Genomic DNA, 22,377 nt, shown 5'->3' on the forward strand with positions numbered 1-22,377 from the left:
CAGCCTCAATATAATTAAACTGACTGATTATAATCTAAATTTATTATTTACAAGTAATTTTTCTAGCAAATATTTTCTATGATTTCAAACGAATACCTTTTTCTAATAAGTACCAGCAAAGATAATACAATAAGAATGTAAAGATAATAATTGCTGTAAATGCATAATATGGATTAACAGTCGAAACACCAATAAATCCATATCTAACAAAATCAACTATATAAAATAATGGATTACATGAAGATATAAAGTGCCAAAAACCTGTAAGGTTATTTATATTATAGAAAACCCCTCCTAAGTAAATAAGAGGTGCTAATATAAATGTTGGGAATATCGTAGTATCATCAAACTTCTGCGAAAATATAGCATTTATTAGACCTCCAAGTGAAAACAATGCCCCACAGAATATAAACCCAGCTAACACTAAAAATACACTATGAATAGTACTAAAGCCATCTAATGCAAATGCTGCAATACTTACTAATATACCAACAATAATACCTCTAAAAATTCCTCCTGAGATATAACCTAGAACTATTACATGGTTACTTACAGGAGAAACTAACAACTCTTCAATAGCCTTACTAAAACGTATCCCAAAGAAGGAGCTTACAACATTACCATACGAGTTTTGAATCACCGCCATAATAATAAGACCAGGTGTGATGTACTGCATATAAGTAATACCATCTCCCATAGAACCAATACGCGATCCAACCACTTTACCAAATATCAAAAAATATAAAATGATAGTTATAACTGATGGTAATAATGTCTGTGGCCAAATTCTGAACATCCTTTTACATTCACGACTAAAGATCGTTACGTAAGTTATCCAATAATCTTTTAAATTCATAAATTTACCTATTTATTCCTTGCAACATCTATAAATAATTTTTCTAGTTTTGCTTCTTTAGTACGTACATCTAATACATCTAGATGATACTTATTTGTCAATTCTGAAAAAATCTCATTTAACACAACACCTTTTGAAACTTCTACTTCCAGCGTATACTCATCAACCAACTTTACATTACCAGAACTAAGCTTAATATCCACTAGGCATTTATCTTTTAAATCAAAGATATAAGTATGCTGATCTGCTGTTTTTAGGAAACTTTTCATATCTGTATTTACATGAACATCACCCTTATGGATAAGAGCAATACGATTACACATAGATTCAGCTTCTTCTAAGTAGTGTGTAGTCAAGATTACAGTCAAGCCTTCTTTATGAAACTCAGTAATCATTTCCCATAAAGAGTTTCTAAGCTCTACATCAACACCTGCAGTTGGTTCATCTAATATTAAAAGTTTTGGTTTATGTATCAAAGCTCTGACTACCATTAATCTTCTTTTCATCCCGCCTGATAAGAATCTTACCTGAGTATTTCTCTTATCATATAGATCAACTTTTCTAAGTAGCTCCTCTGCATAAGGTATAGCCTCTTTTCTAGAAATCCCAAAAAAGCCTGCCTGTGTAATTAAAATATCTATAGGCTTTTCAAAGAGATTAAGGTTTACCTCCTGAGGCATAACCCCTAAGTGCTTTCTAGCATTTATAAAATCATTATCAATATCATGGCCAAATATTTTTATCTGACCTGATGTTTTATTTACAAGAGAAGAGATCATCCCTAATGTTGTTGATTTGCCTGCTCCATTAGGACCTAAAAGAGCAAAAAAATCTCCCTTATTTACATCTAAACTAATATCATTAACGGCTTTAAAGCCACCTTTGTAGATTTTAGTCAGATTTTTTATTTCTAACGCTTTTTCACTCATATGACTAAGATTTATTTTAACTATAAAATATGAGGACTATTATAGCATTATGGTTTTATAGTTTTATTGATTTTATAAATTAATTTTTGTTAAGGTCTTTAATAAAAATTAGTATTTTAGAAATATGTCTTTTTTATCATAAAGATAATACTTAAACCAACCACAACTATAAATATAGGTCTAACAAGCTTTGATCCTTTTAATATAACCATTCTAGATCCTACAATACCACCAAAGAAACTTCCTATAGCCATTAAGAATCCAAATATATAATTCACATGTCCTGATAAAATAAATATAATAAGTGAAAATACATTACTCTTTAAATTTAATACTTTGGCATATCCAGAAGCTTGTAAGAATGTATAACCAAGAAAATACACAATTGCAATAATCCAAAAGTTACCTGTACCTGGACCAAAAAAACCATCATATGCTCCCAACAAAAATCCAAATAATATAAAAAATGCCACTTCTGACATCTTTTTTTTGCCTTGATTGACCCCAAGGTTTTTATTTACAATACTAAAAATGAAAACAACTATTAAGAGTATTGGAACAAGTTTATTCATAAAATCATTATGAATCACAACAGCCAATATCGTACCCAAAGATGCACCAATAAAGCCAGCAATCAAACCTCGCAATACTGTTTTAAAATTTATCAAACCATTTTTATAATACTTAAAAGTTGCCATAGCTGTACCAATACTAGCTTGAAGCTTATTTGTACCTAAAACCATTACAATTGGTAAACCAGTCATACTCAAAGCTGGAATACTTATAAGACCACCCCCTCCAGCAATAGCATCAATAAAACTAGCTAAAAAACCCATCAATATTATAAACGAGCATAATATAAAAAAATGGTTTGCAAAAAATTCCTGCATATATTTATTTTCCTTTTAGATGTATAGCTAACCATATAGTTGGATTAGCAGTATAGGTGACCCAGTGTTTAGTATTTTTAGGAATTAATAGGTACTCGCCTTCATCAAGATTATATTCTTTAGTTTCTAGTTTTAGTTTTGTCTTACCTTTTAATACTAAAACCCATTCATCGTGATCTTGGATGTATGGTTTATTAGTATCTGTAACTTGCCCATAAGAAATAATTTTCTCGATGCTGACATTTCTATGATTTAAAATATCTATGAAAACCTCATCGTTAGAAGACTTTGGAAAGATATCATAAATACTACTATGTAAACTATTTTCACTCATTACTATTTAGCTCTTAGTATAAGTTATTCTGATATTAATATAAAAACCTATTAGAATACATAATAGCACTCTTTCTGCAAAACTACTCATCAAATGTATCAATACATATATTAAATAAAATATTTGCTATAATCTGTAGCAACTTAAAAAAAATTTATCTGAAAATGATTATAGATTCACATTGCCATCTTAATTATTTAAAACTAGAAGATACAAACCTTGAGAATGTCATCACAAACGCTAAAAATGCAGGCATCGACAAAATAGTTTCAATTGCTGTAGCATGGCATGAAATTGGTGATATCCAAAAAATAGCTGAAAACTACAATAATGTATATTTTTCTGTTGGGGTCCATCCTAGTGAATTAGACTCACATCAGCCTAGCATTGAAGAAATTATTACTAGGTCAAATCATCCAAAATGCGTAGCTATAGGCGAAACTGGTCTAGACTACTACTATAATGACCAAGAAACAAAACCTAAACAAGTTTCTAAATTTGTAAATCATATCCAAGCAGCTATTGAAGTAGCAAAACCTATAATTGTACATACTAGAGCTGCCAAGCAAGATACTTTAGATATTCTAAAATCTGAAAATGTCGAAAAATGCGGTGGTATTCTACATTGTTTTACAGAAGATTATGATATGGCAAAACAAGCTATAGATATGGGAATGTATATCTCATTTTCAGGAATACTAACTTTTAAAAATGCCAAAGATATTCAAGAAACTGCAAAAAAATTACCTTTAGATAGAATTCTTATAGAAACTGATGCCCCATACCTTACTCCTGTGCCATACAGAGGTAAAGCGAACTATCCTGAATATGTTAAATATGTTGCAAAATTTCTTGCTGAATTAAGAAATGAAAATTATGAAAAAGTAGCTAAACAAACTTATGAAAATACTTGTGATGTTTTCAAACTAAACTAGATAACTATAACAATCCAAGCTTATCAAAACCTATATTATTTAAAGCCCCATATAATATAACTGCTACTGAATTCGATAAGTTTAGGCTACGGCTATTTTTGTGCATTGGAATCTTAATTTGAGTTTGTTTTAGTAGCTCTAGAACCTCATTAGGAAGTCCTCGTGTTTCAGGTCCAAAGAGTAAAATATCATCACAATCAAAATCTACTTGATGGTAATATTGCTTAGCCTTTGTAGTACAAGCCCAAATCTTTTTGGACTTATTTTTTTCATAAAATTCGTCAAAGTCTTTATAAATCTTAAGATCCGCAAACTCATGGTAATCTAAGCCCGCTCTTCTTAACTGTTTATCCTCTAACTTAAACCCCAAAGGTTCTATTAGGTGTAAATTAGCACCCACATTTGCACACAATCTAATAATATTGCCAGTATTTGGTGGTATTTCTGGTTCGTATAGAGCTATATTTATCATATAAATTACTTAACTTCCAAGTTATTGTCTAAGTAATGATTCAATTCCTTAAACTTCTGCTTCTCTTTTTTGCGCTGCTCTAAATTACTCTTTTCTCTCTGCTCAGCGTCTTTAATATATTTTTTATCCATTACTCTATCTAGGAATTCAGGATCAAGCATAAATGGTTTTAGTGATATATTTGGCATATCTATAACACCTGGAATTTTTAGAGAGTATAAGACTCTTAGATCATTACCTTTTCCAGCTTTATCTAATATAATTCTCAGATTAACTTTTACATTATATTTTCTTGAAACCAAATGATATTGTTTCTTGCCATCTACTTCAATATCTTTAACCGGAGTAACTTTAATACCTGTAGTGTCAATTACTTTTGTAACAGCATTTCTATTGGATTCTTTTAAGTATTTTATTATTTTTTCTTTGTTACTTTCTTCTAAGATTTTACTGCGTCTATCAAGCATCTTTGGTAAAATATTGCCAACAAAGTCATCCGCCTCTTTGTGATTAAGAGCAAAACATGTCCCAGGTCCATCTACATCTTTATCAAAACAACCATCTTTATCTATAAAAAGATACATTTTTTCTGATTTATCATAATAAATATTATAATCAGGATATGATTTTGGATGGCCTAAATACACAAAATTGTCTTTTGAAATTATTGCGCAAGCATAAGCGATAATACTTAAAAATATAATAGTTGAAAATTTGATTATTCGATTCACAGATATACTTAGTAAAATTTATAACTTAATTACTAAAATTCTATATAATATTCCTTTTTTTTACAATTTAATTATAAAACTTATATATGTAATTCATCGTTTAGAAAATGTTCAAATTCATTTTCTTTAGCTTTTGTTTTTTTTATATGTTTATTATATAAATCTTCAAAGTCTTTTACGGCCTTTTCATTCATAACCTTTTCTAAATACTCAGGATCTATTAAAAATGGTTTTGTAGAGGTTTTCTGATTACGAATAACTGCTGGCATTCTTAGCGAATATATGACACGAATATTACTTTTTTGCTTATTAGATTCATCTAGCATAAGTATTAAGTTAACTTTTACATTATATTTTCTTGGTACTAAGTGATATTCTTTCTTACCATATGCATTAATTTGTTTTACTGGTCGTAGTTTAAGGTCAAGTTTAAGTGGCCTTTTAACTACTTTCTTATTATATTTTTTTAAAGCCTCGATAACTTCTTCTTTATGCTCTTTTTCTAATCGACTCTCAATCTCTTTTAACTGTGGCAATATCTGCTTGATAAAGTTATCTGCTTCCTGCTGATTTAAGGCCATGCATGTCCCAGCCCCCTCAATACTTTTATCAAAACAACTATGCTTATCTATAAATAGATATAGATTCTGGGTTTTATCATAATAAACTTGATACTCTGGTAATTTTACAGGATGCCCTAGATATACAAAATTATGATCTGTAATAATAGCACAGGCTGAGAGAGTAATAGCTAACACTATCAATGAAAAAAACTTAATGAATCTAGTCATTATTTACTTATAGAAATATACTGTGCTTATCAAAAATTCTACATAAAATTATTTATATTACAATTAATCCTATCAGCACTTGATCCAATCAGCTACATCTAGGGCAGTATATGTAAGTATAATCTTAGCTCCAGCACGTTTCATAGATACTAATGTTTCAATTGTAATAGCTTTTTCATCAACTAATCCAGCTTGAGCTGCGGCTTTTATCATCGCATACTCGCCACTTACATGGTACGCTGCAATTGGTAAGTCAACTATATGGTTTAATTCATTTATAATATCAAGATAACTTAATGCAGGCTTAACCATGATAAAATCTGCACCTTGCTCTATATCAGCAATAGCTTCTCGAATAGCTTCCTTCTTATTACGATAGTCCATCTGATAAGTTTTACGATCACCTTTTAAAGATGAGTCACAAGCACTTCTAAATGGCCCATAGTAAGCTGAAGCATATTTCACTGAATATGACATAATGCTTACAGTTTCAAAATTAGCCTTATCTAAAGCCTGACGCATAGCTATAATCATGCCATCCATCATACCACTTGGTGCAACTATATCAGCACCAGCCTCTGCATGAGACACTGCTGTTTTTTCTAAAATTTCTAATGTTTTGTCATTATCAACATATTCATCTTCATCTAAGATTCCACAATGTCCATGCGGCGTAAAGCTACACATACATACATCAGTGGCAACAACAAGCTCTGGAGCAAGCTGTTTAATTTTTCTAATTGCCTGTTGCGTGATACCATTTGGATCATAGTTCTCAGATGAAACTAAATCTTTAGATTTTGGTACTCCAAATATCATAACACTTTTTATACCTGCTTTAAGAACCCTCTCAACAAGCTCATCTAGCATATCTATAGACCAATGGTATTGATTTGGCATACTTGAGATTTCTTTTTTAATATTCTCACCATGCACAACAAATATTGGATACATTAGATCATCAACATTTAAGGTTGTTTCAGCAACCATATCTCTAATGTTTTGTGACACTCTAAGTCTACGCGGACGTGATATTGGAAAACTCATATCTAAACCTATTTTCTATTTTTATTAGGATTCTTTCTATATAGGACTAAAATATTACCTATTATTTGCACTAACTCTGATTTAGTTGCTTTAACAATCTCAGTTGCAATTTGTTGCTTTTCTTCTTTTGGTAAACGTCCTGCTTTCACTTTTATAAGCTCATGCGATGCTAAAGCTAAATCAATCTCTAGCATTACATTTTCAGTAAGACCTTTCTCACCCATTAAAACTACAGGTTTTAAGCTGTGAGCTTGAGCCTTTAATTTTTGTTGTTGTTTTACTTCCATTTTTTACCTACTTTATAATTTTTAATATTAAATTTTCTAAAACTAATTCTTTATCAACGTTTTTAAAATTAAGAAAATAATCGTTAGCTTCTAATGTTTTTTGATATAGCTTATATATTTCATCTTCTGAGAATTTAGCAGCCAGATATTTAACAACAGCAATTTTATCATAATTAGCAATATTTTGATCTTCATCATTAAGCTTATGATAATACACATCAACAATTAAACTTGTTAACCAATAAAGCGTATCTTTAAAATTAGGGTTAACCTCTTTAAGAAAAACATTAGGATTTAATTGATTTACTAAAACTCTCATCAAACTATTTCTAACTTGCCAAAAATGTTGCTCTAACTTAATCTTAGCAATAACATTAACATCATCTCTAGCCATCAATAAAGATTTTTCTATAGCATCTTTTGACATATCAAATGTGTATTTTAAGTAATTATACTTATCCTCTTGATCAAAGCTTATATCATAAGTTAAAGATCTACTTTTTACAGTCGCTAAAATATTATTATAGTTGCGTGTAAACATTAAAAAGAATGTATTCTCAGCTGGCTCTTCAAGTGTTTTTAAAATAGCATTAGTTGCAGATTCATTTAAAAATCCAAGTTCTGGGATTATAATAATTTTAGCCAAGTTATTATGTGCTGTTAGCTCACAATTTTTTATTATTTTCTTAACTTCTGCGACTCTGATCTCATTATTTTCTGAATTAGCTATTGTTACATATGGTGACTCATTATAGTCATCAACTTTTTGTCCTAATAATACTTGGCATAAAGAGTTTATAAAACTATCTAAAAGTACAGCATCTTTAACTCTAAAAATAAAAGCATGATGTAGCATCTGCTTAGACTTTTGCTCAAGAAAATTATCTAAGATTTTTTGATGTGTATTTAAAGAAAACACTTTGATCCTATAATATTTTGCGTGCGTATAAGAAGTTTGTTATAGTTCTTTTGATCATAGCAAGTTTAGACTTCAACAATCCCTTATCTTTTTTTCTAACAAAACTTACTTCATATACGTCATGTCTTTTACCGAGCAAACTTATCAAATAATCATCATAAGTTTGAATCTCATCAACTAAGCCCAACTCAAGAGCATCCTTACCAAACCAGTACTCTCCTGTACCAACTTTATGCATATCTAGATTAGGACGATAATTTAAAATATGCTTTTTAAATAATTGATGAATATTTTCTAGATCTTGCTTGAACTTCTTACGACCTTCTTCAGTATTTTCACCTACTGTAGTTAATGTGCGCTTATACTCGCCAGAAGTATGCATCTCGACATTGATCCCGTTCTTCTCAAGTAGATCTCTAATATTTGGAATAGTTCCAACTACACCTATTGAACCGACTATAGCAAAAGGTGCTGAGATTATCTTATGTCCAACAGCAGACATCATATAACCACCACTTGCAGCAACTTGGTCGATACAAATAGTTAAATTAATACCTGCCTGACGAATTCTTTCTAATTGAGCTGCAGCAAAACCATAGCCATTCACAACTCCACCAGGACTATCTATTCTAACAATAACCTCATCATTTGATTTAGCTACAGCTAAGATAGCAGATACTTCCTTACGTAGATTTTCAACTTGTGAGGCATGTATGTCACCCTTAAAGTTAACTACAAAAACTTTTCCTTCAGGCTTATCATCTTGCTTATCTAGTTTTTTCTGTTCTTTAAGATAATTTTTATAATCTTTTTTATCTAGTAACGTTTCTAAAACTTCCTTTTTAGTTTCTTTGTAGTCATTACCAACTTTATTAATTTCTAGTTTACCCTTAGTCAACTTTGCAACTTCTTGCTTTGCCTTTGCTAGTAGTGAGAAAAAACTTCCAACAACAAAAATTATAGCAGCTACAACAAGTAGTACACTAAGAGTAAAAAAAACAAAATTTACAAAACCTTGATACCACATATAATTTTACCTACCTGTGAGCTCTTAAAGTTTTTAGCAATGACTCATTCGCATTGCCTTTTAAATTAGCTTTTTTAACAGAATCTCTAGCAAAGACTCTTTTCTTATAATCATGCATAGCACCAAATGTTTCATCTATAACAAAACCTTCTGCTTCTAAGCAAATTATTAATGCTGCAACATAACAGTCCGCTAAAGTAAAGCTAGATGATATAAAATAATCAAATTCACTAAATGCTTTCTCTATTGTTAAAAAACTTTCTTTTAGGTCTTTAAACAACACAGCTAATTTTTCATGATCTGTTTTATTTTTTCTAATCTGATCTAATACTGGATACCATTCATTATCTATTTTTTCTAATGATAAACGAATTTTTATACGCTCATTAACTAAGCTAGGTAATAATCCAGGTGCCGGGAATCTCTCATCAATATATATTAAAAGAGCTTTTCTATTATTTATACTATAATCTTTTTCTTTTAGTACCGGAAAAATACCATTAGGTGATATTTTCTTTAACTTTTCTGGTGCTAAATCACCAGCTTCAACAACATCCATACTCATTTTTTTCTCTGCTAAAGCGATTCTTGCTCTAAGAGAATATGGACAATATTTTGTAGTATATAAAGTAACTTTCATTGAATATGCCTTTTTATAGATTAAAACAACTATTCTTATTTGCTATAATTGTCAGATAGTAAAACTAGTAACAAATTTTATCATATTTGTGGATAACTACAACATAGACAAACAAGGCTTTTTAATAGATTTCGAAACTTGGGATATAGATTTCTGTAAATTAGCTGCTACAAATGAAGATATTGATCTAACTGAAGATCATATGTTAGTTATTAGCTTTTTAAGAAGTTTTTACCAAGAAAACAAAAAATCACCAGCAATTAGAGAACTTGTGAAAGCACTAAAAGAGAAGTATGGCGATAAAATAGGTAATAGTTTATATTTACAAATGTTATTCCCAGTTTCTCCAGCCGTACAAGCTGCCAAATTAGCTGGACTACCAAGACCTAAAAGATGTATCTAAAAAAGTTTTAAAGGAGAAAAAATGTCTACCGTTTTTTGCAAAAAATATAATCAAGAATTAGAAGCTATACCATTTCAGCCTTTACCAGGTGAGCTAGGTAAAAAAATTCATACAGAAATTTCAAACAAAGCTTGGCAGGCTTGGTTATCTCATCAAACTATATTGATAAATGAGTATAGACTTAACCTTATGGACCCAAAAGCAAAAGAGTTCCTTCAACAAGAAATGCATAAGTTCTTATTTGAAAATAAAGAAGATAAACCAGAGCAATTCAGTGAAATTTAACTCTTAAAAATGTAATATCCTAAAATAATTTTTGGCTTTTACCATTAGTTACTTTTAATATAATTCTCTTGAAAAAATCATAATTAAAAGATACATTAAGTCATTAATTTATCTTTTTTAGAAACATAAATGAATAAATTTAAAAACTCTTATGCTTATGACATCATAATTCTATTAGTAATTTATGTAGTCTATTTTATTATATTTCTTGGTCATAGACACTTAAGTATTCCAGATGAAGGTCGCTACCCTGAAATTGCTAGAGAAATGCTAAGTACTGGCAACTGGGTTACACCTTTAATCAATGGTGTTCCTTTTCTAGATAAGCCTCCCCTTTACTATTGGCTCGAAGCTACCTCAATGCACTTTTTTGGTATAAATGCTTGGGCTATTCGCTTACCCCAAGCGCTTTTTGGTATATTAGGATGTATATCAATATACTCTTTCGGTAGATATTTTTATTCACGCTTTGCTGGTGTCTTAGCAAGTTTTATACTCGCAGCGAATGTTTTATATTTCTTTGAGGCTCACTATGCAAACATGGATCTTATAGTTGCAAACTTACTTTGGATTGCATTCTTTTTATGTCTAGTTAGTTTAAAACAACCAATAGGCAATAAAAAACGCTTTTTTATGTATGCTGCATACTTTGTATCTGCATTAGCATTTTTAACTAAAGGTTTGATAGCTATAGCCTTTCCTTGCATGACAATTTTTGTCTGGATGCTTGTAACAAATAATTGGTCTAGAATAAAAGAGTTATATATCCCAACGGGTGCTATTATATTTGTGGTTATTGTCACACCTTGGTTAGTTTTAGCGCAACAACAAAACCCAGATTTCTTATATTTCTTCTTCTATTTCCAACAATTCTATCGCTTTGTTGGACATGGTTTCAATAATGCTATTGGACCTTGGTTTTATTTTGTAATTATATTAGCTGTATTTTTACCATTTAGTATTTTACTACTTAATAGACTCGCAAAAGGGTTTAAAACTATTTGGCAAAATAGAAAAAAAGATTATACTACATTTTTAATAGCTCTTTGGTGCCTACTTATCCTAATATTCTTCTCAATCCCTAGCTCAAAAATTGTAAGTTATATTTTGCCTATTTTTGGACCATTATCATTACTAATGGCTCTATCGTTTGAGAAAATAATCAAAAATAGTGATAGAGTAAACACTTTTAAAAAGATGCATATCGCTGCTAGTACACTATTCTTAATAACAGGTTTTGTGGTTGCTATATTTCCAATAGTACAACATTTATTCTTAGATACTCACGCCCCAGCAATATATATTTTACTAGTAGCATTATGTGCTTTTGCAATTGCATTTAGCCTAAGACTATCAGTAAAAGGACAAATCAAGCAAGCAATTATTCTAATAATCGCTGCTCTTATGGTACTTAATATCTTAGGGCAACTAGTTATTCCTTATTTTGATATTAGAACATCTGAACCTTTAGTTGAAAAAGTAATAAACGATTCACCTAAAGATACTATATTCGTCTACTATAATAGACCTCAACCAAAGCATTTTATCCTAAAAGAAGAGATAAAGAAAAAAGGTTATGAAGAAGATCTTCCATTATTATTGAATGATAATATTTATATCGTTTATAACTGGAAAACTTATAGACCAGAAATCGACAACTGGGCAAGAGAATTCCATTATGGTATCAAACAATATCAGCAATCTCATAATGGCGAATGGCCAAAGTATTTAATAACTTACCCTCAATTTGGTGAACTTCTAAAAACTAAAAAAGATATTGTTATTTTTACAAAAGAGAAGCAATTACAAAAAATTAAAGAAAAATATCCCAATATAGACTTCCAAGTTAAAGGAAGATACAACAAAAACGTTGTAGTAAAAGTAATTAAAAATTGATTGTTAAACAATATCCCAAATAATTATACAGAAGATTTCATTTCAAGCTTCTAACGTAGTAATCTCAATGACTAACTCTGTGCTAAATAGATATGAATCTATTTTAAAGTTATTATACTTATAGTTCTCTATTACTTATATTTTAATCTTATTGCTAATTGGAATATTTTTTGAATGAAATCTCTTTGTCATCATACAGTTTGAATATAGGAATCTACTCATTACGAGTTTAAAACTAGACTCTACTATCAAAGCCAGTTCTGAATTTGATCGTAGAATGGCATATTTCTTTCGAATTAATTGTATTGTGTAATAAATTTTAGTTATAGCTTCAAATATCAAACAAACAGATTACTTTTACAATAAGCTATTTATTAGATTAGAAGGAAAACTTAATAGATTAAGGAAAAAACAAACTTATTTAGAATAATTAAATATTTCGGCTCTCATCTTCATCAATAATATATTTAGGACGATTTTTTGCTTCATCAAATATACGGCTTATATATTCTCCTAAAACTCCTAGTGAAATAAGCTGAACACCACTAAAGAACATAATACTCACTACAATAGTTGGCCAACCGCTAACACCGACACCAAAGAGTAAATTAGCTAAAATCGTATATAGACCATATGCTAATGCAAATATAGAGATTATCATCCCCATAAGAGATATCATTCTAAGCGGAACAGATGAAAATGAGAAGATCCCCGTAAAAGCTAATTTGAAAAGCTTCTTATATCCCCATCTACTAGGTGTTTCATCTTTCCTATCAGCAACTTGAAATGGTATGGCATAACCTTTAAAGCCTATCCACGAGAAAAGACCACGAATAAAACGATTATTTTCCGATAATGAGTTAAAAGCTTTGATACATTGTTTATCCAACAATCTAAAGTATCCCGCATTAGCTGGAATATCAACACCCATCATACTCTTACTAAACTTAAAAAATGTTTCTGATAAAAAGCTTCTAGTTTTGCTTTGATCATCTCTAGTTCTTATACCATAAACATTAGAGTATCCTTCGCACCATTTCTCATAAAACTGATCTATCACTTCTATCGGATGTTGAAAATCACAATCCATAATAACTGCAGCATCTGCATCACAAGAGGCTTCTAATCCGGCTGTAATAGCAGCTTCTTGGCCAAAGTTTCTAGAAAAGCTAATAAGCTTTATATTTAGCTTACCAACAAGCCCTTGAATGATCTCTCTAGACTTATCTACACTGCCATCATCAACTACAACTATCTTATAGTTCGATGATATTTCTACAAGTTTAGTAGCTAGCTCTTCTAGGAAGGATCCTATTAACGCTTCTTCATTATAAACTGGTATTACCGCATAGAGTTTCGGATTTTCAATATTCCTATTTGTCATCTTTTTAAAAATGTCTAACTAATGAATGTAATTATAACTTTAAAAATCCAAAAATGGATATTTTTTTGAGGTATGCTAGTTACTTACAATACCAAATCTTCTTTAAATTATAATATCTAGCATAATCCTGATTATAATTACGGTAACCATAACCATTTTCACCTTTAGTATCGCCGTAAGCATTAAAATCTTTAAAATAAATCAAATACCAAACTGGTGAGTATATTTCATCAAGACATACACTTTGATTTATATGATTATTGATATATTTAAGTCTCTGATTAAATTTATGGTGTATAAAAGTACTTCCTAGAAGCAATAATAATATAGCTAATATAGAAAAGATATATGCCGTTCTTTTTAATTTAATACTATCTGCAACTTTATTAATTATATTAGTGTTATAACATATAGTACAAAAGTACAAAATGATATATACCATATATACCCTTCCAGTTCCTGCATATCTAAAAAACATAAAAGCGACTAAAAAAGTTAATATCAAAGCTGTTTTAATAGCTGTTTTCTGCATATTTGTGAGAGTTTGGTTTCTTGTTGTACTTTTAAAAGACCAAATTAAGAATGGTAAAATTAGAAGTCCTCTAAAAATTGCAAGAAGTATTGTAATAAGCTGATCTATATAAATATTAAAGCCAAATTTCATCACCTCTTCTTGAGCTCGATAAATATTTCCAGGTGATAAGCAATCAATAAGACCTGAAATAAACAACAATAAAAGCATAATTACAATATTTTTATTCAAATGATCAGTTTTATAGTTATAAACTGCAAACACAAATAAAAGAATAAAGCAAAACGCAAAAACTTGCTCATTATATAAACCAATAAATACTGATGAGAAAATTGCTAAAAAAATATTTATTTGTTTTCCATATAATAATTTATACGCTAAGTAAGTACATAAAGATATTCCCCAAAGATACTGCATTGCAACCATTTTCCACATAGTTGTCCCAATAAAGGCACTAAAAGTGAATACAAAGAAAAAAATCGATAAGTAATTTATATAGGCTTTATCAAAAACAACCTTTTCTTTGCCAGTAATAATTTTGTATAAATATATAATAAGTATATTAAAAGATAGTGCACTAATCGCATCAGCTATAGTTATCATATAAGGCATTGGCTTATTAAAAAATATAGAACCTAACAGTTTTGCTGATATTCTTCCTGTATGAGTCATATAGTCATGAGTCAACGTTACAAAAACTGTATGATTGTACAAAGCTGCTAGCTGAGATCTCCAAATATCATCTACCATTAAAGGCATACAGGAGAATATGTAAAAAAAGAATATAAATATTAAAGCTTGTGAATAAAAATACCTCTTATTTGAAAGCATAAAGAAAGTATAGTAGAATCAAAGTTTGCAATATAATATCACTTCCTTAATATAGTATGTACAAAAAAATAATAATATGTGCTGATGATTTTGGCCTAAGTGATAATGTTAATGAAGGCATTATTAGACTTCTTGAAAAAAAAGTCATCAATGCTACAAGCTGTATGTCAAACATGGCCGCGTTAAAACGCGGTATACCTAATTTAAAAAATATCTATAGTAACTTTATCGATGTAGGTATACACCTAAACCTAACAGAAGGAACTCCTTTTACAAAAGCTACTTCTATTAGCAGAAATAAAGAATTTTTACCTCTATCAAAACTACTTGCTAAATCAAAACTAAGGGCAATAAGCTATACTGATGTCTATAATGAACTTAAAGCTCAAATAGACAATTTTATAGCTCAATGGGGAGACTTGCCGGATTTTATTGATGGACATCAACATGTACACCATTTTCCTATAGTTAGAAAAGTTGTCATAGATTTGTACAAAGACTTTGATATGTTTAAAAAACAAACATATATCCGCTCAACATTTAACATGGATAAATCAGATTTTAAATCATTAATAATCTATCGCAGTGGTGCAAAGAAATTCAACAAATTATTAGTGGATAATAACATTAATCATAACACTAGTTTTTCTGGAATATATTCACTTGAGAGTAATAATCAAGATTTTAGAAAAGTTATGTTAAAAGCGTATTCAGAAATCACAGATGGTGGACTAATAATGTGTCACCCAGCTATAGACATTGATGAAAAAGATCCCATATCAAAATCTAGAGTTAATGAGTTTAAATACTTCCAATCAGAGCAAGCACTAAAAGATCAAAGTGATAGTAATGTAATACTCACTTGATTGCATATATTAAGTTTGCTTTAGAATAGTATTAATTTTAAAATATTTAAAGAAATCAAAAGGACACAATTTCTTAAATGACCAATCAAAATAAGCTAACCAGTATACTAATACCAGTAAAAGATGAGTCTGATACTATAGATCATTTATTCGATAGATTAATGCCTATTCTAAAGAAACTACCAACAAAATACGAGGTAGTTTTTATTAATGATGGTAGTAGTGACAACACTCTAGACTTACTGCTAAAAAAACAGCAAGATATTCCAGAAATTGTTGTGGTTGACCTATCAAGAAACTTCGGTAAAGAATCTGCTCTATTTGCTGGTTTTGCAAATTGTAAGGGAGATGCTGCTATTTCTATAGATGCTGACCTACAAGATCCTCCTGAGCTTATTTTAGAGATGGTTGAATATTGGTTAGATGGTTATGAAGTTGTAACTGCTGTTAGAGAAAATCGTAATACTGATACAACAACGAAAAAACATACTGCGGGTCTTTTTTATAAGCTTATCAACCGTATTAGTGATACTAAACTTACACCTAATGCTGGAGATTATAGACTACTTAACAGAGCAGCAATAAATGCTTTCCTTGAGCTAAAAGAAAAAGTTCGCTTTAATAAAGGGCTATTAACATGGATAGGTTTTAAAGAAAAGCTTGTTTATCACACAAGAGAAGAAAGGGTCGCTGGACAGACTAAGTGGAACTATTGGAAATTATTTAAATTCTCAATTGATGGAATTACAAGTTTTAGTAAAGCTCCTTTAGAGATATGGTCTTATATTGGTGTCTTTGTTGCTTTTATAAGCTTTATTTACGGCTCAATAATAATCTTAAAGTCACTAATATTTGGAATTAACACCCCTGGTTACCCATCATTGGTAACTTTCATACTATTTTTTAGTGGTCTGCAGATGATTGGAATAGGTATGTTAGGTAGCTATATAGGTAGAATATTTATAGAAACAAAACATAGACCATTGTATATAGTTAGAAATGTACATACCTCAGAAAAAAACCAAAAACAATAAGCTTTTTATTATCTAACTTTCTTGTAAACATATCTAGGGTTTATCGTATCTGCTAAAAGTTTGTTCTCAAAATCAACCCTAACTAAAATTCCTAATGTATAGCACATTATCAATAAGCTACTTCCACCATAACTTATTAAAGGTAAAGTTAAACCTTTTGTTGGTAATAACCCTGTATTTACACCAACGTTTACAAAAACCTGAAAACTAATCCAAAAACCAATACCATAAGCAAGAAATGCTTGATAGTATCTCTTTAATTCAAAAGCTAGCTTAGCAATATTTATTGCCTTTAAAACAATAAATAAATAAACTAATAATAAAACCATCAAACCAAAAACACCTATCTCTTCAGCTATAACAGAAGTGATAAAATCAGTATGCGCCTCTGGTAAGAAAAACTGCTTTTGCACCCCATTACCTAAACCATCACCTAACCAACCACCTCTACCAAAACTTATAAGAGCTTGAACTAGTTGATAACCAGAGCCATTAGCATTCTCCCACGGATGTAAAAATCCTGTAATCCTATGCATTCTATAAGGAGATATAATAACTAGCATTGATGCCATTAGAACCATCGCTACCAAGAGCAATCCATACCAACGTACTTTATTACCAGATACAAATAACATACCCATGACACATATTGATATTACAACTGTAGAACCAAAGTCTGGTTGCATTAGTAAGAGTATAGCTATGCAGCCCAATAAAGTTATCGGAGTAAGAATACCTTCTTTAAAATTCCCCATATTTTTTAGATTTGTAGCAATATAGCCAGAGAAAAATATAATTGCTAAAAGTTTAGCTAACTCAGCAACCTGGATATTGATGATTAATAAAGGTATCCAACGTCTAGCACCATTAACACTCTTACCTAAACCTGGAACTAGAACAGCAACTAAAACTAGAAGCATTATAAAGAAAAATGCATTATAGTTTTTCTCATAATTCTTAGTTGGCACAAGCAGTGCTAGTAAAAATAAAAATATCGATATGATTGCAAAGAAACCCTGTCTTATAGAATAATGATATGGATCATTAAAATCATATAATGCATCTACCATAGATGCTGAAGTAACCATAACCCAACCAAAAGTGAGCAATCCAAGCATTATAAAAACTATAGAAATATCAATCTCAAGTTTTGCCCTTACGCGCTCTCTTTTTACATTTTTCCTACTTAATAAAAGTTTTAGTCTATATAACACTTTTAGCTTCCTAGATATTTTAATTGTGCAACATAATCTTCAAAAGCTTCACCACGTTTCACATAATTTTTAAATTCATCAAAACTTGCACATGCCGGTGACAATAAAATAATTTCACTACCTTGTGCTTTTTTATTTGCTAACTCAAGAGCTTCATGCATATTATTACATAATTCATAATTACAACTATCTTTGATATACTCTTGAATATATTGTTTATCTTGCCCATATATATAGACATATTTAACATATCTTCTAAGTGATTCAACCATAAGACTAAAGTCGCCACCCTTAGCTACACCACCTAATAACAATATAATATTTTTTGTATTAGTAATACTATTAAGTGCTGCAACAGTAGCTCCAACATTTGTGCCTTTTGAGTCATTTATATAAGTTACACCATCAACACTCTTAACGATTTTACAACGATGATCCAAGCCTTTAAATTTTTTGATAGCATTAATTGCTTTTAAAACATCTAAACCTAATCTATCTAATATATTTAATACAACAATAATATTTTCTAAATTATGTACGCCGAATAATTTCGTATCTTTAATATCAAGTAGTTTTGTAGCATTTTTATATATACTTGACCTTACTATCTCATACTCTCCGGCATATTTAACACCATTGTTATGGACATCATATACAAAGAAATCCTTACTAAAGTTTGCTAGATTTAACTTTGATTGCTTATATTCGCCAAAACTTGCATACCTATCTAAATGATCAGGTGACACATTAATAACACAACCAATATCAAACTTTACTGAGTGAAATATATCTATCTGAAAACTTGATGCTTCTATAACACAGTAATCAAACTTCTCATCTATTTTATTTAGTGCAGGTGTACCAATATTTCCAACTAAGATACTCTTATATCCAAGCTCTTTAAGCACAAAATCAAGTAAAGTAACTACTGTACTTTTGCCATTTGATCCAGTTACTGCAATAGTTTTTGCTTTTGTATTTTTAATATATTGATAAAATATATCTATATCACTAACAATTTTATCTTTGTATTTAGATAATGCTCTATATGGTGATTTATTAAGTGGTATGCCTGGACTGACTGTTATTAAATCATAACTATTTAAATCATAACTTTGAAATTCTTCATCACTTTGTGATATATCTACTTCAAGATCAATAAAATTTGCCAGAAAATCACAAACTGACTTCCCTGTGACTCCATATCCAACCATTAATAACTTAGAAATCTTAATATCATTATAGTGAAAACTGAACATTATCGAACCTTAATAGCTGCCAAGCCAATTAAAAAAAGTATTAATGATATTATCCAAAAACGTACCACTACTTTAGTTTCAGGCCAACCTTTTAGCTCAAAATGATGATGTATTGGTGCCATCCTAAAGATTCTTTTACCGTTTCTAAGCTTATAGGAACCTACCTGTAACATCACAGACAGAGCCTCTACAACAAAAAGTAAACCCATTATAAAGAATATTAACTCTTGACGAATCATTATAGCTATAACACCTAAAACAGCACCTAAAGTTAATGAGCCAACATCTCCCATAAAAACTTCAGCTGGATATGAATTAAACCATAAAAACCCTAATCCTGAACCACATACAGCAGCACAAAAAACAGCAACCTCAGCAAGCCCTGGATTACCTAAATAATTAAACAAAAGATAATTAGCTAAAGTACTATTAGTTTCAATATATGCATATATCCCTAACCCCATAGCTACTAAAACGACTGGCACTATTGCTAAACCATCTAAACCATCTGTGAGATTGACAGCATTACTACTACCATTAATAATAAAAAATGTTAGAACTATAAATAATACTATTCCCATAGGTATAAATAAACTCTTTGAAAACGGTATAGATAAACTCATTTGTCCATCTTTTGATAAAAGATAAAACAAAATTATTGCTAGTATAATTGAGAATATGGTCTGTAATGCAAATTTATGTTTAGCCCTTAGACCCTTAGGGTTCTTAAGAACTAGTTTCAAATAGTCATCAATAAACCCAATAGCTCCAAAAAAAACAACTACCAGTATTAAAATCCATAAATAGATACTAGATAAATCCCCCCATAGCAATGAAGATATAACTATCGATGCTAATATCAAAACTCCACCCATTGTCGGAGTATTCTTTTTTGAAAAATGACTTTCTGGACCATCATCTCTCACAACTTGACCTATTTGCATCTTTTGCAACCAACGAATCATAGGGCCACCTAAGAAAAGTGTTATTAGCAAAGATGTGATAGAAATCATAATAATTCTGATAGAAAGATAATGACTAAAGACTCCTAAACCATTGAAGTAATGGCTTAGCCATTTAAAAAGATAAATTAACATTCTGTTTTAAAGTTTTTACAAGTTAGAGTTATTATAATAAATAAAGAATATTTTTCCTATAGCCAATAAGGTTAACTCTTAGATATCTGGCTGGAACTTTTTATATTTTAATGCAAACTCATCATTCTCAAACTGTGTATAGTTTTTAATGAAGTCTTTTGCTAAAGCTTTATATTGTTTTTTATATTCTGATTTATCATCCCAAATATTATTTAAATGAAATACTTCATCATTATCATAAATAGATGTTAATGCTTTAAAATTAAAATACTTCTGTCTTTCAAACTTAAAGCCTACATTTTCTGGCTTATTTAATAAATAGTCAACGATAGTTTTTGTTTCTTCTGTAGGCACTCTTCTACCTGTCTTATAATCACCATCAATCCAACCAACATTAACCATATAAATATTAGCGTTACTGTGCTTTAATCTTTGACGAAGAATACTTGCATACCTAGTTGGTCTTAGCAATAAAAAAGGCTGAGCATAACAGCTTGAAAATTCTGGCTTAGGCTCTGTAACACCAGATTCAACGCCTGTAGAAGTACATGTATAACCAGATAAAAAGTAATAAATTGCTTGGCCTTTACTTAGCTTTGCAACTCTTGGCAGAATACCTTTAGCATCTTTAACAAGAAAGATTATAGTACTTGGATTATCAGTATTAATAAGATTATCAAAATTTTCTCGCGAAAAAGTTATATAAGTATTACTCTGAGATTGACTTTTTTGACCAAATATAATGTTTTGATCTTCATCAAAATTAGGGTTTTCTATTAAGAGATCTCCTTTTAAAGAGTTCTCAATACGAGGGTCATCTTTTTTAAAGCTTGCAGATTTTATAGTTAATCCAGACTCTAAGCTATATACTCCACGCATTTCTGTCCAAGCAATAGCCTCATTTGTCACTAACGTTTTTTGCTTATCTAAAGCTAATGTTGTTTTACCACTACCTGATAATCCAAAAAACATACTACTTTTTGCTTCTGCATCAACACCAACCGCACAGTAAAAAACACCAATATCATTCAATGATAAATAATAACTCATTACAGATAAGAGAACTTTATTTATCTCTGCTAAATAATATGTTCCAACAAGTATACTCTCTCTCTGTTTTAAATTTGTTGCAACAGCTTTAGATGAGTTTAGTTCAAGCTCCTCATAATTTTCAATCTCTGTTTCTGGAGAGTGCATTACTACCCACTGCGGATCAAAGTGACCTAAGTTATTATCAGATATTGTTACAAGCTTAAAAAAATAGGCAGCTGAAGCTTGTGTTGTTATTAGTCTAACAGCAACTTTTCTTTTATCATCATGATTATAAAAGCCATCTACTACAAATAAATCCCTTTGAGAAACATCTTGGCAAAGTTTTTGCTTTATAAGCTTCCAACTTTTTCTCTTTAATCTTTTGTTATCAGAGCCTTCTTCATTCCACCAGACATTCTTTTTCGCATATTTGGTTTCTACAATATATTTATCATCAGGAAGTCTTCCTTTGATACTACCACTATCAACTACAAGAGTTTTACCTTCTCTTTGTATAAAACCACAACTATTTTCAGCATATCTTGCAAGTTGCTCTAAAGATAAATTTCGATATACATTTTTTGAAGTATATAAATATTTATTATCATCTATGGTAGAGGGATCCATTGCTAAAGTTCCTTAGCTTAAATAACAATTAGCTTTTAAATGAAAATTATAGCCAGTAT

General features: G+C 30.1%; 24 protein-coding genes. 6 read left to right on the forward strand and 18 right to left on the reverse strand.

Translation table 11 applies throughout. The features are described from left to right. Positions 1-76: 76 nt before the first annotated feature. The 4 genes from FIP56_RS07955 to FIP56_RS07970 form a co-directional block, all read right to left on the reverse strand. The gene (locus tag FIP56_RS07955; RefSeq protein ID WP_192578392.1) at positions 77-856 is read right to left on the reverse strand and encodes an ABC transporter permease; all 780 of its coding nucleotides are present in this window, start codon (positions 854-856) and stop codon (positions 77-79) included. An 8-nt stretch (positions 857-864) separates the two neighbouring features. Next, on the reverse strand, positions 865-1,785 hold the full coding sequence (locus tag FIP56_RS07960; RefSeq protein WP_192578393.1) for an ABC transporter ATP-binding protein: 921 nt from the start codon (positions 1,783-1,785) through the stop codon (positions 865-867). 116 nt (positions 1,786-1,901) lie between these two features. After that, positions 1,902-2,675: a TSUP family transporter gene (locus tag FIP56_RS07965; protein WP_192578394.1), complete on the reverse strand. Its 774-nt coding sequence runs from the start codon at positions 2,673-2,675 to the stop codon at positions 1,902-1,904. 4 nt (positions 2,676-2,679) lie between these two features. Beyond that, positions 2,680-3,009, reverse strand: a complete 330-nt coding sequence (locus FIP56_RS07970; protein WP_192578395.1) for a cupin domain-containing protein — start codon at positions 3,007-3,009, stop codon at positions 2,680-2,682. 164 nt (positions 3,010-3,173) lie between these two features. Between FIP56_RS07970 and FIP56_RS07975 the strand changes: the two genes are divergently transcribed. Next, entirely contained in the window at positions 3,174-3,944 is a 771-nt protein-coding gene (locus FIP56_RS07975; protein WP_192578396.1) for a TatD family hydrolase, read from the forward strand. Positions 3,945-3,948: 4 nt separating this feature from the next. On the opposite strand, the gene trmL is transcribed toward FIP56_RS07975, so the two are convergent. The 8 genes from trmL to FIP56_RS08015 all read right to left on the reverse strand — a co-directional run bounded on the left by trmL (position 3,949) and on the right by FIP56_RS08015 (position 9,858). Beyond that, entirely contained in the window at positions 3,949-4,416 is a 468-nt protein-coding gene (gene trmL, locus FIP56_RS07980; RefSeq protein WP_192578397.1) for a tRNA (uridine(34)/cytosine(34)/5-carboxymethylaminomethyluridine(34)-2'-O)-methyltransferase TrmL, read from the reverse strand. A 5-nt stretch (positions 4,417-4,421) separates the two neighbouring features. Continuing rightward, a complete protein-coding gene (locus tag FIP56_RS07985; RefSeq protein ID WP_192578398.1) occupies positions 4,422-5,147 on the reverse strand; it encodes a hypothetical protein in 726 nt (241 codons plus the stop codon). Positions 5,148-5,227: 80 nt separating this feature from the next. Next, entirely contained in the window at positions 5,228-5,938 is a 711-nt protein-coding gene (locus tag FIP56_RS07990) for a hypothetical protein (protein WP_192578399.1), read from the reverse strand. Between the two features lie 72 nt (positions 5,939-6,010). Continuing rightward, entirely contained in the window at positions 6,011-6,985 is a 975-nt protein-coding gene (hemB, locus tag FIP56_RS07995; RefSeq protein WP_192578400.1) for a porphobilinogen synthase, read from the reverse strand. Between the two features lie 8 nt (positions 6,986-6,993). Next, positions 6,994-7,272: a ribosome assembly RNA-binding protein YhbY gene (gene yhbY, locus FIP56_RS08000; RefSeq protein ID WP_192578401.1), complete on the reverse strand. Its 279-nt coding sequence runs from the start codon at positions 7,270-7,272 to the stop codon at positions 6,994-6,996. Positions 7,273-7,279: 7 nt separating this feature from the next. Continuing rightward, positions 7,280-8,191, reverse strand: coding sequence for a DNA polymerase III subunit delta' C-terminal domain-containing protein (locus FIP56_RS08005; protein WP_192578402.1), 912 nt, complete (start codon positions 8,189-8,191; stop codon positions 7,280-7,282). Positions 8,192-8,198: 7 nt separating this feature from the next. Next, the gene (gene sohB, locus FIP56_RS08010; protein WP_192578403.1) at positions 8,199-9,218 is read right to left on the reverse strand and encodes a protease SohB; all 1,020 of its coding nucleotides are present in this window, start codon (positions 9,216-9,218) and stop codon (positions 8,199-8,201) included. 10 nt (positions 9,219-9,228) lie between these two features. Further along, complete coding sequence (locus tag FIP56_RS08015; RefSeq protein WP_192578404.1) at positions 9,229-9,858, reverse strand: glutathione S-transferase N-terminal domain-containing protein; 630 nt, start codon at positions 9,856-9,858, stop codon at positions 9,229-9,231. Positions 9,859-9,946: 88 nt separating this feature from the next. On the opposite strand from FIP56_RS08015, the gene FIP56_RS08020 reads away from it, so the two are divergent. The 3 genes from FIP56_RS08020 to FIP56_RS08030 all read left to right on the forward strand — a co-directional run bounded on the left by FIP56_RS08020 (position 9,947) and on the right by FIP56_RS08030 (position 12,442). Further along, complete coding sequence (locus tag FIP56_RS08020) at positions 9,947-10,261, forward strand: TusE/DsrC/DsvC family sulfur relay protein (protein WP_192578405.1); 315 nt, start codon at positions 9,947-9,949, stop codon at positions 10,259-10,261. 21 nt (positions 10,262-10,282) lie between these two features. Further along, a complete protein-coding gene (locus FIP56_RS08025; RefSeq protein WP_192578406.1) occupies positions 10,283-10,546 on the forward strand; it encodes an oxidative damage protection protein in 264 nt (87 codons plus the stop codon). Positions 10,547-10,675: 129 nt separating this feature from the next. Beyond that, a complete protein-coding gene (locus tag FIP56_RS08030; protein ID WP_192578407.1) occupies positions 10,676-12,442 on the forward strand; it encodes a glycosyltransferase family 39 protein in 1,767 nt (588 codons plus the stop codon). 430 nt (positions 12,443-12,872) lie between these two features. Here the strand turns inward: FIP56_RS08030 and FIP56_RS08035 are convergent, their stop codons facing one another. Together FIP56_RS08035 and FIP56_RS08040 are read right to left on the reverse strand one after the other, a co-directional pair. Next, a complete protein-coding gene (locus FIP56_RS08035) occupies positions 12,873-13,826 on the reverse strand; it encodes a glycosyltransferase family 2 protein (RefSeq protein ID WP_192578408.1) in 954 nt (317 codons plus the stop codon). A gap of 79 nt (positions 13,827-13,905) precedes the next feature. Continuing rightward, positions 13,906-15,189 carry a DUF6056 family protein gene (locus FIP56_RS08040; protein ID WP_348633304.1) on the reverse strand — a complete coding sequence of 428 codons (1,284 nt, stop codon included), beginning with the start codon at positions 15,187-15,189 and terminating at the stop codon, positions 13,906-13,908. A 56-nt stretch (positions 15,190-15,245) separates the two neighbouring features. Here FIP56_RS08040 and FIP56_RS08045 point away from each other — a divergent pair, with 56 nt between their 5' ends. Then, positions 15,246-16,055: a ChbG/HpnK family deacetylase gene (locus tag FIP56_RS08045; protein WP_192578410.1), complete on the forward strand. Its 810-nt coding sequence runs from the start codon at positions 15,246-15,248 to the stop codon at positions 16,053-16,055. Between the two features lie 77 nt (positions 16,056-16,132). Further along, positions 16,133-17,089, forward strand: coding sequence for a glycosyltransferase family 2 protein (locus FIP56_RS08050; RefSeq protein ID WP_192578411.1), 957 nt, complete (start codon positions 16,133-16,135; stop codon positions 17,087-17,089). Between the two features lie 8 nt (positions 17,090-17,097). On the opposite strand, the gene ftsW is transcribed toward FIP56_RS08050, so the two are convergent. The 4 genes from ftsW to FIP56_RS08070 all read right to left on the reverse strand — a co-directional run bounded on the left by ftsW (position 17,098) and on the right by FIP56_RS08070 (position 22,318). Beyond that, positions 17,098-18,303 (reverse strand): putative lipid II flippase FtsW, encoded by a 1,206-nt coding sequence (gene ftsW / locus FIP56_RS08055; protein WP_192578412.1) that lies wholly within the window; start codon positions 18,301-18,303, stop codon positions 17,098-17,100. A gap of 2 nt (positions 18,304-18,305) precedes the next feature. Next, complete coding sequence (gene murD / locus FIP56_RS08060; protein WP_192578413.1) at positions 18,306-19,562, reverse strand: UDP-N-acetylmuramoyl-L-alanine--D-glutamate ligase; 1,257 nt, start codon at positions 19,560-19,562, stop codon at positions 18,306-18,308. After that, positions 19,562-20,659, reverse strand: coding sequence for a phospho-N-acetylmuramoyl-pentapeptide-transferase (gene mraY / locus FIP56_RS08065; RefSeq protein WP_192578414.1), 1,098 nt, complete (start codon positions 20,657-20,659; stop codon positions 19,562-19,564). Before mraY ends, murD begins: the two co-directional genes overlap by 1 nt. Positions 20,660-20,737: 78 nt before the next feature. Beyond that, positions 20,738-22,318 (reverse strand): phosphoenolpyruvate carboxykinase (ATP), encoded by a 1,581-nt coding sequence (locus FIP56_RS08070; RefSeq protein ID WP_192578415.1) that lies wholly within the window; start codon positions 22,316-22,318, stop codon positions 20,738-20,740. Between the last annotated feature and the right edge of the window lie 59 nt (positions 22,319-22,377).

The sequence above is a fragment of the Francisella sp. LA112445 genome (genome assembly GCF_012224145.1).
Lineage (GTDB): Bacteria > Pseudomonadota > Gammaproteobacteria > Francisellales > Francisellaceae > Francisella.

Coding starts and splice junctions, on each gene's coding strand:
- FIP56_RS07955 (WP_192578392.1), bottom strand. CDS start 856: ATGAATTTAAAAGATTATTGGATAACTTACGTAACGATCTTTAGTCGT.
- FIP56_RS07960 (WP_192578393.1), bottom strand. CDS start 1,785: ATGAGTGAAAAAGCGTTAGAAATAAAAAATCTGACTAAAATCTACAAA.
- FIP56_RS07965 (WP_192578394.1), bottom strand. CDS start 2,675: ATGCAGGAATTTTTTGCAAACCATTTTTTTATATTATGCTCGTTTATA.
- FIP56_RS07970 (WP_192578395.1), bottom strand. CDS start 3,009: ATGAGTGAAAATAGTTTACATAGTAGTATTTATGATATCTTTCCAAAG.
- FIP56_RS07975 (WP_192578396.1), top strand. CDS start 3,174: ATGATTATAGATTCACATTGCCATCTTAATTATTTAAAACTAGAAGAT.
- trmL (WP_192578397.1), bottom strand. CDS start 4,416: ATGATAAATATAGCTCTATACGAACCAGAAATACCACCAAATACTGGC.
- FIP56_RS07990 (WP_192578399.1), bottom strand. CDS start 5,938: ATGACTAGATTCATTAAGTTTTTTTCATTGATAGTGTTAGCTATTACT.
- hemB (WP_192578400.1), bottom strand. CDS start 6,985: ATGAGTTTTCCAATATCACGTCCGCGTAGACTTAGAGTGTCACAAAAC.
- yhbY (WP_192578401.1), bottom strand. CDS start 7,272: ATGGAAGTAAAACAACAACAAAAATTAAAGGCTCAAGCTCACAGCTTA.
- sohB (WP_192578403.1), bottom strand. CDS start 9,218: ATGTGGTATCAAGGTTTTGTAAATTTTGTTTTTTTTACTCTTAGTGTA.
- FIP56_RS08015 (WP_192578404.1), bottom strand. CDS start 9,858: ATGAAAGTTACTTTATATACTACAAAATATTGTCCATATTCTCTTAGA.
- FIP56_RS08025 (WP_192578406.1), top strand. CDS start 10,283: ATGTCTACCGTTTTTTGCAAAAAATATAATCAAGAATTAGAAGCTATA.
- FIP56_RS08030 (WP_192578407.1), top strand. CDS start 10,676: ATGAATAAATTTAAAAACTCTTATGCTTATGACATCATAATTCTATTA.
- FIP56_RS08035 (WP_192578408.1), bottom strand. CDS start 13,826: ATGACAAATAGGAATATTGAAAATCCGAAACTCTATGCGGTAATACCA.
- FIP56_RS08040 (WP_348633304.1), bottom strand. CDS start 15,189: ATGCTTTCAAATAAGAGGTATTTTTATTCACAAGCTTTAATATTTATA.
- FIP56_RS08045 (WP_192578410.1), top strand. CDS start 15,246: ATGTACAAAAAAATAATAATATGTGCTGATGATTTTGGCCTAAGTGAT.
- FIP56_RS08050 (WP_192578411.1), top strand. CDS start 16,133: ATGACCAATCAAAATAAGCTAACCAGTATACTAATACCAGTAAAAGAT.
- murD (WP_192578413.1), bottom strand. CDS start 19,562: ATGTTCAGTTTTCACTATAATGATATTAAGATTTCTAAGTTATTAATG.
- mraY (WP_192578414.1), bottom strand. CDS start 20,659: ATGTTAATTTATCTTTTTAAATGGCTAAGCCATTACTTCAATGGTTTA.
- FIP56_RS08070 (WP_192578415.1), bottom strand. CDS start 22,318: ATGGATCCCTCTACCATAGATGATAATAAATATTTATATACTTCAAAA.